Source organism: Geosporobacter subterraneus DSM 17957, from assembly GCF_900142145.1.
Lineage (GTDB): Bacteria > Bacillota > Clostridia > Peptostreptococcales > Thermotaleaceae > Geosporobacter > Geosporobacter subterraneus.
On record NZ_FQZV01000042.1, the window covers coordinates 19,835 to 33,724 of the forward strand.

The following is a 13,890-nucleotide window of genomic DNA, read 5'->3' on the forward strand; positions in this document are numbered from 1 at the left end:
TTATCAGTACCTGTTTTAATAAACAAGGTTTCTCTTGCCAAATTAAACATAGTAGTCAGGTATATAATTGCTTTGCCATCATAATATCTCCCCCTAAAATTCAAACATCTCTCAACCATAGATTATTTAACTAGAGATTCTATGAAAATACATAGGTCGAATAAAGTGTGATTGAAATTCTTCTTAATTTGTCTTTTATATCCAGTTTATTCCACATTGTATATACTGTCAATGTGTTAAGCAAAGCTAAGGTCAGTAAATGCTTCATATAATGCGGCAGGAGATTGTTTTTGGTTAAAGAAATTCTATATAATAGAAAAACACCCAAACCTGGGTGTTTATGTCTAGACGCTTCTTTCTGTTAGAATCTGTACATCGTCTCCAAATACAATATCCAATGCCTTTACGGTTCCCACTACCTTTCCTTCGCTTTTTTCGATCGGCAGCTCCAAAATGGCAATGGTATAGCCCTCTTGGATTTTTTCTGCAGCTTCTTCCGTAATCCAGTCAATGTAGATAGAAATTCTATCGTTCATGCTAAAGGCTTTTGTAGAATTGGAGTAAAAATTTTTATCATGCTCCAGTTGATCTACTGACGTGATACTTCTTAAGGCATATTTTTCGATTTTCTTTTGGGTAGCTTCGTCAATATTCTTATATGCTACAATCAATACCTTATACTTATCCTTGGACTTCATATCCAGAATCATCCCCTTGTTGTTCTGTATTTTATTTATTATCCTATTTCTACATGCCACATCTAAATCCTCCATTTTTGTAAAAAAGTTATCTAGGTGAATTATATTTCTGATTCGTTCAAATATGCTTAACTTCCACTAAAACAACATATTCTACAAGGAATTTTATTCAAAATTCTTATTCTTTTATCAAAATCCTGACATATCTTGTATATTTGCAAAAAGGAATGCTTAATAGCACTGCCTAGCCTTGCAGAGTCTCTCCCTCTACCAAATCCTCGGTGGCAATTCGCAGCAATTGATAGGAAAAGGTATTTTATATGTGGCTAATTCTGCATGGCTGCTGGATTCTTTAATCCTCAGCACATCATTGTATATAGTCCATTACACCAGAGTTTCTGCCATATATAGAAGACAAGCATTGTCCATGGTTATAGGCTCCATAGGAGCGGTTGCTGGCTATTCCACCTATGCTATCGGATTAGTTCCTTGGGACCTGGATTTAGGCTCAATGATCATTGCATTAAACGGTTCTATTTTCGCCTTCGGTATTCTGTATTTTGGTCTGCTTGATGTTTCGGCCATAGCCAGAGATCGGCTATTTGAAAGCATGCAGGAGGGTGGGAAAAAACCTTAGAAGAGCTAATGAAAGAGGCAGATCATTCTCTGTATATAGCAAAAAATAGCGGCAGAAATAGAGCCTGCTTTGCATCAGAAAAGGGATAAGTGAACTTATCCCTTTTACTTTAGTATCTAGATCTTTCATGTTCATGCTTCACTTTAAACTTTAATACTTGTAGTTATCTACATTATATGTGCCTGCTGCGCTACTCGATAATATAGCTTATTCCCAAAGCTTTCTTACCGCAGTGGCTTGATATTACACAACCGGCATTTGTTACTTCAACATTTCCTACATTAAATCTGTTATGTATTTCTTGTTTTATATGCACTGCATCCTCTTCTGCAAAGGAGTTTACCACAAATAATCTGCTGGTATCTATTCTTTCAACATCACGTTGGACCTGCTGCAGCAGGGAGGATATTACCTTTTTTCGCCCTCGCTGTTTATCGTATACAGTGATCTTTCCGTCTACAAGCTTTGTAATTGGCTTGATCTGAAGCATGCTGCCCACAAGCCCCTGTATGGCGGAACACCTTCCCCCTTTGTAAAGGTACTCAAAGGTGTCAATGGTAAAATAAGTAGTGACCTTTGGAACCATTTCTCTCATAGACTCCGCTATTTCTCCTGCTGCCAGACCTTCTCTTATCATGTCTGCTGCTTTCATCACCAGTATTCCTACCCCGGTAGACAAATTCAACGAATCGATCACATTTACCCTTCCCTCCGGAAACTCCTGGGCTGCCAGCAAAGCGTTTTGTATAGTTGAGGACAGCTGAGAGGATAATCCAATATAAAGGATATCCTTTCCCTCATCGATAAAAGGTTTGAATGCCTCATAGAAATCGGCAGGCGTTGGGGCTGCGGTCTTAGGAAGCACGCCCAACTCCTCCACCTTGCTGTACAGTTCTGAGGTATCCATATCTATACTGTCCTTGTAGCTTAGCCCGTTAAAGATAATATATAAGGGCACTACGGAGATATCATGTTCTGCAAGCATTTCTCTAGACAGATCACAGGTACTATCGGTAAATAGTTTCACATTATTCATATTGCTCTCCTTTAACTATCATTTTTTTTACTATTCCGTCCCTAGTATAGATGTGTGATTAAGAAATTTAACATCCAGTGGAACGGCACAGGGGCCGTTCCCTACGTAAACCTTAACAGAAATGTAGGGATCGACGCCCTCGTCATTCCGAATATTCATTAGTCTTCTCAGTCACTATCTAGATAACCTAGGATGCTTTTAGCTGACTATTCTCCAGCAAATATTTCTCCCTGCACTCCCAGCTGCAAAAGTAATGGGTTTTCCCGGGACCATCAATGATCAGGTATGCCTGATCTTCCGGCATATACACTTTGCAGCATTCCACTTCAACCATATCTACGATGCTTTCCCTATGGGTGCGTATCTCTTCTGCCAAGTTTCTCTTTTCTTCTGTTTTATCAGGTCTATGCCCATTATCCTTTGGTGTATTGGTCCGCAGCAGTCCAACCTTTTTTAAGATATGTTGAACCATCATCCACAATACAACCATCCACATCAATTGAAAAAATGCATTCATCCTCATTCCCCCTGACTTCATGACATTTTTTAACCCTTTTATTACCCCTTGAATCGATATCCAGAACCCCAAAGAGTTTCAATATATCTCGGATTGGAGGGGTCCCGCTCAATTTTCTCCCGAATCTTCCGGATATGCACTACTACTGTTGCGATATCCCCGGTGGAGTCCCATCCCCATATCTTTTCAAATATTTCATCTTTACTAAATACCCTCTCGGGATTTTGGGCCAACAGACATAGCAGGTCGAACTCCTTTGTAGTCAACAGCTTTTCTTCCTGATCTATAAAAACCCTTCTTGAGGCTTTATCAATGTGCAAACTGCCTATGACAATTTGCTCCTTTTTACTATCATCTCCGGAAGTCAATCTTTCAAATCTTGAGATATGTGCCTTCACCCTTGCTACCAGCTCACTTGGACTAAAGGGTTTGGTCACATAATCATCAGCACCCAAGCCCAGACCTCGGATTTTATCAATATCTTCTTTTTTGGCAGATACCATTAGTATAGGGATATCTTTTTTCAGCCGGATCTGCTTGCAAATCTCAAAGCCATCCTTCCCGGGCAGCATAAGATCTAGGATTACCAGATCATAGTGATCCTCTAAGGCCTTTCTTAGTCCATCATCCCCTGTAGTTTCTATGTCTACCTTGAATTGATTGATTTCCAGATAGTCTTTTTGCAGCTCTGCAATGCTGATATCATCTTCTATGATGAGTATTTTCTTCATAGAACCTCCTCCTTTGCTGCTTTTCCTAACGTAAAGAAGATACTTGTGCCCTGGTTAGTCTCACTTTCTATCCAAACCTTTCCCCCATGCTCCTCTATGATTTTCTTAATAATAGCCAGGCCAAGTCCACTACCATAGGTATTCATATTTCTAGATGGATCTGCCCGATAGAATTCATCAAAAACGTAGGGCTGTGCTTCCTTTGAGATACCTTTTCCATTATCTCTAAATTCCAGAAGCACCTGATCCGCCATCTCTTTAATGCTAATGAAAATGCGGACTTGATTATGTCCTGCATATTTTATAGAGTTGTCTATGATGTTCATGACCACTCTTCTTAGATTGTTTCCATCTCCAGTGACGATGAGCTCCTTATTAGGATAATCCAACTCCAGTTCTACACCCTTTTTCTGCAGATCAAACTGTAGCTCCTCTCCCATGTCCCTTATATAATGGACGATATCAAAGGCCTTAAAATCAAAGCTGTACTTTTGTAGATCCAGTTTGGAATAAAAAAATAGATCATCGATTAATTCGTTCATATCCTTAGCCTTCCGATAAATAGTATCGATATACCTTGTCATCTTTTCCGGTGTATCCGCTACACCATCCTTGATCCCCTCTATATATCCTTTGATAGAGGTAATAGGTGTCTTTAGATCATGGGATATATGGGTAAGGAGTATCTTCCGGTTTTCTTCATATTGGTGCTGTACCAGCAAAGATTTTTTTAATTGTTCCCGCATTCCTTCAAAGGATGAAATAACGTCTCCGAATTCGTCATTGAATACATTTTTTATCCTATAGTCAAAATTGCCTTCCTTGATTGCATTGGAAGCATGTTCCAATTCCTTTAATGGCTTCATTATACTCCGATATACTAGCAGGGTCAGTATACCGTTTGCAATGATGATACTTAGGATAGCCAATATTATAAATATAGACCGCAGTCTGATATATTCCGTCTTAATTGGTGCCGTATCAAATGCCAGATATACGCTGCCTTCACTTTTATCACTGAAATAAAAATCCTGCAGTCTTACGAAAATAACATCATTCTTTTCGTTTGACGGGTTTATCTCATTGTTATTTATACTTTTAAAGGGCATCAGCTGTATCCGTTCTTTATCATTTTCCAGGAAGCCGGGTACGTGTAAAATCTCATCCCCTTTTCTGACGATCAGCCCTGCGTTCTTAAACCCAATTTCCTCCTGGATTTCTTCAATATAGCTTGCCTCTGCAAACCGATCGGGATGATCCAGTATTTGGCGGTTGACGATCCACAGCGTTCGCTGGCTGAGATTAAGCAGCTCTTCTATGGGATTTTTATTTTTTAACATTTGGTAGCCGCCCTCAGAAAGGGATAGACTGCTCAGCAGCATTCCCGCAATGATCGTCAGAACAATAGGAATCATCAGCATGGCAGCATAAGACAATCCTAGCCGTTTCTTTATCCTCATTCTTGGTACCTCATTTCCAATTGCTCCTTTTCTCCTACAATCTATGATTGTTCCATTAGGGAGAATATATTCTTACCCTCAGCTTTATCTGGTCAATACCGCCATAAACTCATCTCCCGTAATCGTCTCTCTTTCAATGAGGTATCTGGAAAGCTCGTGGAGCTTTTCCATGTTGTCCTTAAGGATGTTGATAGCCTTCTCATGGGCTTTTTTGATGATACTCAACACTTCCTCGTCAATCTTAGATGCAGTTTCAGGAGAGCATATTAAGGAAGCATCCCCTCCCAGATATTGATTGGACACGGTTTCCAATGCCATCATATCGAAGTTTTTGCTCATTCCTAAACGGGTTACCATCATTCGTGCGATTTTTGTTGCCTGCTCAATATCATTGGCGGCGCCGGAGGTATAAGTGCCGAAAATCAGTTCTTCTGCAGCACGGCCGCCGGTATAGGTGGCGATTTTGTTGAATGCCTCCTCTTTAGTCATGAGGACATTCTCTCCCTCGGATATTTGCATGGTGTAGCCTAAAGCACCGGATGTACGAGGAATAATCGTGATTTTGTGTACCGGTGCAGATTCCGTTTGTTTAGCCGCTACAATTGCATGTCCGATTTCATGGTATGCAATGATCTGCTTTTCCTTTGGTGAAATAACAGCTCCCTTACGCTGATACCCGGCAACTACAACCTCTACTGCCTCCTCCAAATCACTTTGGGTAACTTTCGTACGACCGCATCGAATGGCTCGAAGGGCTCCTTCATTGATGATATTGGCCAGCTCCGCCCCTGATGCCCCTGAGCTTGCTCTGGCGATTTCATTGAAGTCAACATCTTTGTCAATCTTTACTTTCTTGGCATGAACCTGTAAAATGGCTTCTCGTCCGGCCAAATCAGGCAGCTCCACAGGTACCCGGCGGTCAAATCTACCGGGACGCAGCAATGCCTTATCCAGAGTCTCCGGTCTATTGGTAGCGGCAAGGATCACAACTCCCTTTTCCCCGTTGAATCCATCCATTTCTGTCAGCAGCTGATTTAAAGTCTGCTCTCTTTCATCATTTCCTCCAATACCGCCATTATCTCTTTTCTTACCTATAGTATCAATCTCATCGATGAACACAATACATGGAGCCTTTTGCTGGGCTTGTTTAAAAAGGTCTCTCACCCTGGCTGCCCCCATACCTACAAACATCTCAACAAATTCAGAGCCCGATATGGAAAAGAAAGGCACCTTCGATTCTCCTGCTACCGCTTTAGCCAGAAGTGTCTTGCCTGTACCGGGAGGGCCCACCAATAAAACACCCTTTGGCATACTGGCACCGATATCTTTGTACTTTCCTGGATTATGCAGAAAATCTACGATTTCTGTTAAGGCTTCCTTTGCTTCATCCTGCCCTGCAACATCGGCAAAGGTCTTTCCCGTTTGTGCTTCCACATAGACCTTGGCATTGCTCTTCCCAAAGGTCATGGCATTGCCGCCCATTCTCTTTTGAAGAGAATTTGCAAAGATCTGTCCGAGCCCAATAAATAGTATGATGGGGAAAACCCAAGTCATAATAAAATTCATAAGAGGTGAATTCTGCTTTGGAATCACCTTGGAAAATTTAATATTGGCCTTGTGCAGGCGGCTTACCAGCTCCGGATCATCCAAGCGCCCGGTTACATATATGTTTTCTTTCCCTTCATCATCAACAGTGATAAATCCTATTTGATTTTCTTCTATTTCTACAACTCTTACCTTGCCATTTTCTATTTGTGTTAAAAAGGTACCATAGTCCACCTGATTTATTTTTTGTCTTATCAACAAGGGAAAAACAAAAGCATTTAGGAGCATCACCATAACCATTGCTGCGATATAGTAATAGATAATCGGCTTTCTAGGATTCTTTTGTTCTTTCATTTCTGTATCTCCCCCTTCATTATGGTAGTACTTATCCTTCTTTTAATTATAAAATATAATCCTAAACCTCATATAAACAAAATCTTAAATATTTATAAACTTTTATTGAAGCGCCTTCAAGCATTGGATTCATTTAAAATCCTAATAAACAGCCCTGTACAATAAGGTTTACCTTACTGTCCAGGGCCTACGGGATCACCGAATTGATCAATAAAATCTCTCAATACGCTCTCAAGCCTAATTATGCTGTACGGCAGTATAATCAGACTTTGGGTTTTAAACGTATCTCCAAAGCCATGTACCTATAAATCATATGATCTAAGGTTCTGCTCAAGCTTAAGATATCTTCATTAAAATGGTTTTGTTCTATGGCGACCATTTTGTTTAGTTGTGCTCTTGTTTCTTCTATAGTCTCTCTTAAGCTTACCAACTCATGATTCTTTTCCAGTGTATTTTCAAGCATGAAATCCCCCCTTTAGTCTTATTGGTTATTTCTTATCAAAAAAAATCACCTCTACAGGCTCTTCCAGTATCATTGATATTTTTTTTGCCGCTTCTATGTCAATTTTCCTTTTCCCCATTTCAAGCTGATTGTAGCCGCTGGTGTATTTGTAGCCAAGTTTTAAGGCCATTTCTTCTTGCGTTATTCCTTTCTTTAATCTTAGTTCTCTTAAATTCTTGTACAAATTTATCACCTCCGCCTCAAAGTAGTCATAATGAATACTCCATGGTTATATAATATCACAATAAGACTACTAGTCAATATTTTTTAGTCATTTTGACTACTTTTTATGTGTTTTGATAAAGTTCACAAATTGTGTATTATAATATTCATAAGGAGGTGCTTATATGGCTGATTTTCAAAATAGACTTCGCAATCTTAGAAAGACACTCAATCTTAGTCAAGAGGAATTGGGCATGAAATTCAATCTTGCCAAATCAACGATTTCTCAATATGAGTTGGGGAAAAGAACGCCAGATTCTGCTATGCTAGAAAGATTAGCTGATTTTTTCAATGTTACAGTCGATTACCTCCTTGGAAGATCCGATATTAAAAACCCATATACGGATAACGGGATTTTAATAAAAGATCCAAGTCATTACTACCTTCTGGACAAATCCGGATTGCCGGAGGAAGCGGTTCGGCAAATAGATGAATACATCGCGTTTATCAAGCAGAAGTATGATCAAAATGGAAATAATGAAAATAAAAAATAGCACATCGCAGGATGTTCTATTTTTTATCTTGCACTCTATGGGTCAACTATTTGTTTTCTGCAATACAAAAGTGTAACATTATGCAAGGCAATTAATAGAAATTGTTAATTCTGCATTTTCAGGTCAATAAATTGATAGTTGCATATTTATATTCTTCTTTATTAAAGAACTACAGATAATGTTGCATTTTAAACCCATGAGAGCTTCCCTTGCTTTGTATTAAAAGAAGTATGTGACATAAACAAGGATTTTTGTAGGGAAGAACAGTGTTCTCCCGTGAAATGCTGTTAGCGGGCGCACACTGTGCGCCCCTACGGATAAAACGCATGATTCGTGTTCTGTACTATGTAGTGGCGGGTTTCCATGCCCGCCATTGGGTTTTCAGCCCGGGTGGACAGGGTCATTCACCCCTACGACGATTCTCTGCAGACTAATAGCTATCAGCAAATAGATCCTTTGTAAGATAAAACACCGTTCTCCCAATAAATACTACTGGCGGGTGCACGCTGTGCATCCCTACATCTACCAGTATATAGTGATGTCACCCTGAACACAGCGAATGGGTCTGGGGATTTCCGTTTAAGATCCTTCACTATGTTCAGGACGACAAGACATAAAGCGGACAGCAGGGTCTGCTACCCCTACATTTTTCTAAAATGTTTTTCGTAGGGGGGGCACATAACATGCGACCCGCCTTACGTCGCATCATTGTACGAATATGATCTAATATAAGAATATTAGGTATTAGCATTGCTAAATATTTAGTAATGCATTTGAAATTTCCTCAAATCTTTCGTCAGTTATACCAAGTTTTTTCTTAAATCTTTCTTCTTCCAGTCTTGCAATAATTACCTTGTCAGGAGATATTTCCTTAATAATATTTTTTATCTTCTGAATTGATTCTTCATCATCGTTATAGCCTTTAATGACAGTAATTTCAAATATAAATTTCCCTTTGTATTGTTTATTAAAGGAAACCATGTTTGAAATATATTCTGATAACCTATACCCTTCAATTGGTCTTTGGACTTTTTGAAAATCTTCTTCTGTGATTACTTTTATCTCTCCAACAACCTCATCGCATTTATTAGCAATTTTCATATATTCATCTCTACCTAGTAAATATCCATTAGAAAGCAGTCTTACAGGTAAGCCTTTGATTTTGATATGGTCAATAATATCACCAATTTTATCATTTACAAAGGCTTCTCCTTTTGAGTTAATAAAGATTAATTCTGCTTTTGTATTTTCTATCATGTTTTCTAATTCAGTCAATGAACTATCTATTTTATCAAATGACTTTTGGGTATCTACTTTGTTTTGCGACCTTCCAATAGGACAAAGTATGCAGTCAAAGTTACAATACTTTTCCGGAAGTATATTAACTTCCAGTACCCTTCTTCCATCTTCAATATAAATATCTTTATAAGTGAAACCGCTCATCACCTTATCCTCCTCAAATTACTTTATTGATACTTGTTTGTTATTAATATCAAGAATTGATATCTTGTATGTTCCACCTAGATTATCCTGTACTGTTTTTGCTAGATCTTTTAAAGCATTCTCAAACTCTTTCAATCTTCTTTCATCAACTAATTCAATGCACAAAAATGCATTTTTTGTATTTTCAGTGAGCATTGTTCTTATTGATTCTCTCCAATTCCAACACCTGCAAATTGCTCCTTCATTATCTTTATATACTATTTCACCTTCATAGGGTGGTGCATTTTCATCCGTTCCTAATGTAACAAAATTTTCATTTCCAACTGCCTTAGTCAATCTTATATCTCCAACAAATGTATCAATATCCTCACCACCGCAAGGCAATGCATATTTTAAGGAAATAGAATTATAAATATCAACTAGCGGATTAATAGTACCTATGTGATTTCCATTATGAACTCGTTTTAGTAAAGCCTCGACGGATGACCTTGCACCTTTCTTGGTTTTAAATTTTTGGAATGCTTCTCTCCATACTTTTATCACTTCGTTATTGCTAAATTCTATTTCCTGCAAATATTTGAAAGCTTCTTTTTCTGCATTTAAAATTAGTTCTTTATATTGTTCTTTATCGTTTATAGAGTTATCTATATCATGACAGATAACAACTCCTATCCTTGCATTTGGAAACAGGCTCCAAAAATCATCTTCAACTACGAAATTTTTCATTATTACTCCTCCTCGTATAATTTGATTATTCATATTTATAACACAGAGCATTTTGTATAATTCAGGATATTTTAAATAACTTTATACCCATTACCTTTGGGTAATAAGTATTAAGCCGGTTATACATAGTAGTACACCTGAAATACCGGTAAAAGAAAAGTTTTCTTTATAAAGCAAAAGTCCTATAGGAATAAGCAAAAGTGCTACCAAAGTATTTGATAAAAGCCCAGCTGTACTTATATTCCAACCCATTCTATATGACAACAAAAAGCCCAATTCTAAACCTACCACAGCAAATCCTAATAGAAGACTTGCCCAATTTGCAGCTCTAAGTGATTCGATTAAGTTTGCTTTAGGAACAAAAATAAAGAAAGATGTAATAGATACAACTGAGGCACAAACATAAGTAACAATTAATGTAGCAATAGGATTTAACGTTGCTGGCGTTGATTTTTGAAATATATGATAACACAAACTTGATAAAACTACCAACACAATTGGCAAATACTGTGAATTCACAAATATCACTCCCAACTTTACTAATTTCACAAGATCACCATAAAATGAATAAAAATAAAAAAACCCAAGGAAATATTTTCACAATATCTCCCAGGCTTTTATCCTTCCGTGTACACAGTTATCTGTGCGTCTTCTCTCGGACCAGCCAGTTATAAACTGCGGAACCCTAGAAAACTAAACTATATAAACTTTTTTGTAATTTATAAGTTGCAACTTACGTATCCATTTTAGCATAGTAGTAGGTTCAAATCAACTTAATATTTCTGGTGACAAGGGGACGGGGACGGGTGACAAGGGGACGGGGTTGATGTCACGCTATACTCTCTGTAGGTGACAAGGGGACGGGGTTGATGTCACGCTATACTCTCTGTATGATACCCCTGCTAATTCCTGTCAGTCTCTCAATTTGTCTAATTGATAGGCCATATTCTTCCTTCAAATCTTTTAAATATAAATTTCTTTTATGTGCGTCAAACTTTTGTAAATCAATCCCATGGTGAACATTGCAATGATCCTTGATTATTTTTCTGCCATCATCATCTGTTATCTTATGTTTTTCCAGTATATCTAGGCATTCATCATCGTTCTCTTTGCTTACATATTCAATAAAACATCTTACTGCTTTTTCTCTATCTGTATTAAAAATATCAAGGGCAAAGTCTATATCAGTCATATTACTTTGTTCAACGTAGTCAATGTAATTCGTCCAATTATAGTCATGAATTTTAGTAACTACTCCAGCCTTTAGAGGATTCTGAAAGATATATCGAAGTACCGTCAGAAAATATGTATCATCCTCCACAGGCTCGCTTTTAAACCGATCCTGAAACAAGTACCCTATCCTATCATACTTTTTGTTATACCATAAAACATAGCTACCACATATTCTTCTCATCACTTTCTCTAATGGTTCCTTACCTTCCATTAGCAGTAAATGGAGATGATTACCCATTAAACAATAAGCATATAACTTGTATTCACAAATTTCCCTGTATCTTTGCAAGGTTTGGATAAACTTGGTACAATCTTCTTCATCGTCAAACAGTGTTTGACGATTTATTCCCCTCATAATGATATGATATATTCCACTTTTACTTTTTATCCTTGCCGCTCTTGGCATGAAAATCACCCCCATGGTAAATTATACCATATAGATAGTTAGTGTCAATACCCCCGTCCCCTTGTCACGCTTGTCACTTCCATTTTCCTACTATTTTCCACAAATTTCACCAATCTAAATAGACACTATTGTGAATAATATGATAAAATGTCTGTTAAGAGGAGGTGATTTATCAATGCATAAGAAAGTTGAATATGGAAAAAAAGCAGAAGTTACAATAAAAATGTCTGAGTTTGAAATGCCTCCAATGCAAGATGTATTGCTAATTGGCAAGAAGGCTCCCATTGGCCCTGAAGCAGCTCGTAGGATGGTAGATATTCTGTCTCCGGATCAATACGAAATTATAAAAATTATGCATGAAAGTATAGAGGCTATTGTTATTAGAAAACCGCTATTAACTATGCTCTCGCAAGATAAATTGATACCATTGATTTTAGAAGAAGGAGGAGCAATTGCTAACGATACGATGATTATTAAGGCTCAAATTAATATCACGCTTCAGATTAGCAAATCTATAGACCTATGAAAGATAAAGTGTTTGAGATATCTCTTGAGAACTTTATAAATGTGCATCCAGAGGATGGTGTTTTAAAGATTAAGAATATTGGAAAAAACAATGGCAATCTGTCTTGCTTTTTAGTCATGGAAAATAGCAAGTTGCTAGGTGTTATTACTTTGAAAGATTTGTTATTTGCTCATCCAAATAGAATTGCTGCCGATGTAATGTCTAATCGTTATGAAATAATCTCTCCAAATGATTTTTTATGGTCTGCAAAAAATAGATTTAGTATTGCAAAATGTGAAGTTTTGATTGTAATGAAGGACAGCGACATTGTGGGAGTATTGACAGAGCCTCAAATAGATATAGCATTAGGAAAGCATGTTGATCCCTTAACCGGTCTATTTAAAAGCAGTTACATCTACTATTATGCAGAGGAGTTAATCCGCAAAAACAAAGAAGTATCTTTTATTTTTATAGACCTGAATAATTTTGGTATTATCGATAAAAAGTATGGGCATATCATAGGTGATAAACTATTACAAGAGATCTCTGCTTTGCTTCTGCAAATCATTCCAAAGGATACCTATTTATGTCGCTATGCGGGAGATGAGTTTTTAATTCTAACTCCATATTTACTCGATGACGCTGTTTTGCTTACTGAAAAAATTATTCACACTGTCTTTAATCATACTTTTACAAATCAAATTGATATAACCATCGCAGCAGGCATATCAGGGGGTAGAAGGTTGAACAGCCGTAATCATACTACTTCTGAAATGGTTAAAAACCTTGTTAACCTTGCCAGTTTAGCCTCATCAAGAGCAAAGTACGAAAAATGCGACTATGTGGTGGCGGATAAAGTTTCAGTATATAATACAGAAGAATGCATTATATGATGCTATAGAGTTCTTTGCCTATTTATTAGAATTCCTAAGCTGCAACGTGATTTATGGCTAAATTACACCTATTGGGCATGTGATGTATATTGTATCAAATAGTGAGTTTCAATAATCCTTTTTCATGTGTTTTTTTACAAATGATAGCAACCTTGGAGTGGTATAACCTAGCTGGACACGAATAAAGGTTCTTTGCTTTTGTTTTCTTAGAATATCTTATTTATCCTACAAATTTAGGTATTATAATAGATTGTATTATGTAATTCATTCCTTAAAATAGATAAATTTACCATTTAGTGCTTGTAATGAGATATTGCTTATATAACTATTTCTTTAAACCATCTTTTAGGCTGCTAAATCCTTGCCTTGACTATGATGCAGTTCATATTCCATAGGTGACATATAATCTAAGCTGCTATGACTTCTTTTACAGTTATACCAGGTTTCTATATAATTAATAATGGCTATTTTAGCTTCTTCACGGGTTT

The 13,890-nt window shown here is 37.3% G+C and carries 17 protein-coding genes and 1 riboswitch; of the genes, 4 read left to right on the plus strand and 13 right to left on the minus strand.

Annotated elements, in window-relative coordinates; all coding sequences use genetic code 11:
- Positions 1–344 precede the first annotated feature (344 nt).
- Positions 345–758, minus strand: a complete 414-nt coding sequence (locus tag BUB56_RS14165) for a hypothetical protein (protein ID WP_110941957.1) — start codon at positions 756–758, stop codon at positions 345–347.
- Between the two features lie 238 nt (positions 759–996).
- On the opposite strand from BUB56_RS14165, the gene BUB56_RS14170 reads away from it, so the two are divergent.
- The gene (locus tag BUB56_RS14170) at positions 997–1,335 is read left to right on the plus strand and encodes a histidine kinase N-terminal 7TM domain-containing protein (protein WP_278319498.1); all 339 of its coding nucleotides are present in this window, start codon (positions 997–999) and stop codon (positions 1,333–1,335) included.
- A gap of 190 nt (positions 1,336–1,525) precedes the next feature.
- On the opposite strand, the gene BUB56_RS14175 is transcribed toward BUB56_RS14170, so the two are convergent.
- The 7 genes from BUB56_RS14175 to BUB56_RS14205 form a co-directional block, all read right to left on the minus strand.
- Complete coding sequence (locus BUB56_RS14175) at positions 1,526–2,371, minus strand: DegV family protein (protein WP_110941959.1); 846 nt, start codon at positions 2,369–2,371, stop codon at positions 1,526–1,528.
- Positions 2,372–2,558: 187 nt separating this feature from the next.
- Positions 2,559–2,888: a hypothetical protein gene (locus BUB56_RS14180; protein ID WP_110941960.1), complete on the minus strand. Its 330-nt coding sequence runs from the start codon at positions 2,886–2,888 to the stop codon at positions 2,559–2,561.
- 41 nt (positions 2,889–2,929) lie between these two features.
- Positions 2,930–3,619 carry a response regulator transcription factor gene (locus BUB56_RS14185; protein ID WP_110941961.1) on the minus strand — a complete coding sequence of 230 codons (690 nt, stop codon included), beginning with the start codon at positions 3,617–3,619 and terminating at the stop codon, positions 2,930–2,932.
- Positions 3,616–5,079, minus strand: a complete 1,464-nt coding sequence (locus BUB56_RS14190; RefSeq protein ID WP_110941962.1) for a HAMP domain-containing sensor histidine kinase — start codon at positions 5,077–5,079, stop codon at positions 3,616–3,618. The genes BUB56_RS14185 and BUB56_RS14190 overlap by 4 nt, the downstream gene beginning before the upstream one ends.
- An 84-nt stretch (positions 5,080–5,163) precedes the next feature.
- On the minus strand, positions 5,164–6,978 hold the full coding sequence (ftsH, locus tag BUB56_RS14195; RefSeq protein WP_110941963.1) for an ATP-dependent zinc metalloprotease FtsH: 1,815 nt from the start codon (positions 6,976–6,978) through the stop codon (positions 5,164–5,166).
- A gap of 262 nt (positions 6,979–7,240) precedes the next feature.
- Entirely contained in the window at positions 7,241–7,441 is a 201-nt protein-coding gene (locus BUB56_RS14200) for a Spo0E family sporulation regulatory protein-aspartic acid phosphatase (RefSeq protein WP_110941964.1), read from the minus strand.
- A 25-nt stretch (positions 7,442–7,466) separates the two neighbouring features.
- The gene (locus BUB56_RS14205; RefSeq protein ID WP_110941965.1) at positions 7,467–7,664 is read right to left on the minus strand and encodes a helix-turn-helix transcriptional regulator; all 198 of its coding nucleotides are present in this window, start codon (positions 7,662–7,664) and stop codon (positions 7,467–7,469) included.
- Positions 7,665–7,827: 163 nt separating this feature from the next.
- On the opposite strand from BUB56_RS14205, the gene BUB56_RS14210 reads away from it, so the two are divergent.
- A complete protein-coding gene (locus BUB56_RS14210; RefSeq protein WP_110941966.1) occupies positions 7,828–8,196 on the plus strand; it encodes a helix-turn-helix domain-containing protein in 369 nt (122 codons plus the stop codon).
- A 753-nt stretch (positions 8,197–8,949) separates the two neighbouring features.
- Here the strand turns inward: BUB56_RS14210 and BUB56_RS14215 are convergent.
- From BUB56_RS14215 to BUB56_RS14230, 4 genes are all read right to left on the minus strand, one after another.
- Positions 8,950–9,639: a radical SAM protein gene (locus BUB56_RS14215; protein WP_110941967.1), complete on the minus strand. Its 690-nt coding sequence runs from the start codon at positions 9,637–9,639 to the stop codon at positions 8,950–8,952.
- Positions 9,640–9,657: 18 nt separating this feature from the next.
- Positions 9,658–10,365, minus strand: a complete 708-nt coding sequence (locus BUB56_RS14220) for a B3/B4 domain-containing protein (protein ID WP_110941968.1) — start codon at positions 10,363–10,365, stop codon at positions 9,658–9,660.
- A 90-nt stretch (positions 10,366–10,455) separates the two neighbouring features.
- Entirely contained in the window at positions 10,456–10,884 is a 429-nt protein-coding gene (locus BUB56_RS14225) for an EamA family transporter (RefSeq protein WP_110941969.1), read from the minus strand.
- Positions 10,885–10,969: 85 nt separating this feature from the next.
- A riboswitch (guanidine-I (ykkC/yxkD leader) is annotated at positions 10,970–11,065 on the minus strand.
- 177 nt (positions 11,066–11,242) lie between these two features.
- A complete protein-coding gene (locus tag BUB56_RS14230; RefSeq protein ID WP_110941970.1) occupies positions 11,243–12,004 on the minus strand; it encodes a transposase in 762 nt (253 codons plus the stop codon).
- 175 nt (positions 12,005–12,179) lie between these two features.
- Here BUB56_RS14230 and BUB56_RS14235 point away from each other — a divergent pair, with 175 nt between their 5' ends.
- On the plus strand, positions 12,180–12,530 hold the full coding sequence (locus BUB56_RS14235) for a hypothetical protein (RefSeq protein WP_110941971.1): 351 nt from the start codon (positions 12,180–12,182) through the stop codon (positions 12,528–12,530).
- Entirely contained in the window at positions 12,527–13,402 is an 876-nt protein-coding gene (locus BUB56_RS14240) for a diguanylate cyclase domain-containing protein (protein ID WP_110941972.1), read from the plus strand. The genes BUB56_RS14235 and BUB56_RS14240 overlap by 4 nt, the downstream gene beginning before the upstream one ends.
- 345 nt (positions 13,403–13,747) lie before the next feature.
- Here the strand turns inward: BUB56_RS14240 and BUB56_RS14245 are convergent.
- Positions 13,748–13,890 (minus strand): IS3 family transposase (locus BUB56_RS14245; RefSeq protein ID WP_190014367.1); only part of this gene is annotated, 143 nt, incomplete at its 5' end.

What these genes read in the sequence shown, in the direction of transcription:
- BUB56_RS14175 (WP_110941959.1), bottom strand. Translation starts at nt 2,371, where the DNA reads ATGAATAATGTGAAACTATTTACCGATAGTACCTGTGATCTGTCTAGA.
- BUB56_RS14180 (WP_110941960.1), bottom strand. Translation starts at nt 2,888, where the DNA reads ATGAATGCATTTTTTCAATTGATGTGGATGGTTGTATTGTGGATGATG.
- BUB56_RS14185 (WP_110941961.1), bottom strand. Translation starts at nt 3,619, where the DNA reads ATGAAGAAAATACTCATCATAGAAGATGATATCAGCATTGCAGAGCTG.
- BUB56_RS14190 (WP_110941962.1), bottom strand. Translation starts at nt 5,079, where the DNA reads ATGAGGATAAAGAAACGGCTAGGATTGTCTTATGCTGCCATGCTGATG.
- ftsH (WP_110941963.1), bottom strand. Translation starts at nt 6,978, where the DNA reads ATGAAAGAACAAAAGAATCCTAGAAAGCCGATTATCTATTACTATATC.
- BUB56_RS14200 (WP_110941964.1), bottom strand. Translation starts at nt 7,441, where the DNA reads ATGCTTGAAAATACACTGGAAAAGAATCATGAGTTGGTAAGCTTAAGA.
- BUB56_RS14210 (WP_110941966.1), top strand. Translation starts at nt 7,828, where the DNA reads ATGGCTGATTTTCAAAATAGACTTCGCAATCTTAGAAAGACACTCAAT.
- BUB56_RS14215 (WP_110941967.1), bottom strand. Translation starts at nt 9,639, where the DNA reads ATGAGCGGTTTCACTTATAAAGATATTTATATTGAAGATGGAAGAAGG.
- BUB56_RS14220 (WP_110941968.1), bottom strand. Translation starts at nt 10,365, where the DNA reads ATGAAAAATTTCGTAGTTGAAGATGATTTTTGGAGCCTGTTTCCAAAT.
- BUB56_RS14230 (WP_110941970.1), bottom strand. Translation starts at nt 12,004, where the DNA reads ATGCCAAGAGCGGCAAGGATAAAAAGTAAAAGTGGAATATATCATATC.
- BUB56_RS14235 (WP_110941971.1), top strand. Translation starts at nt 12,180, where the DNA reads ATGCATAAGAAAGTTGAATATGGAAAAAAAGCAGAAGTTACAATAAAA.
- BUB56_RS14240 (WP_110941972.1), top strand. Translation starts at nt 12,527, where the DNA reads ATGAAAGATAAAGTGTTTGAGATATCTCTTGAGAACTTTATAAATGTG.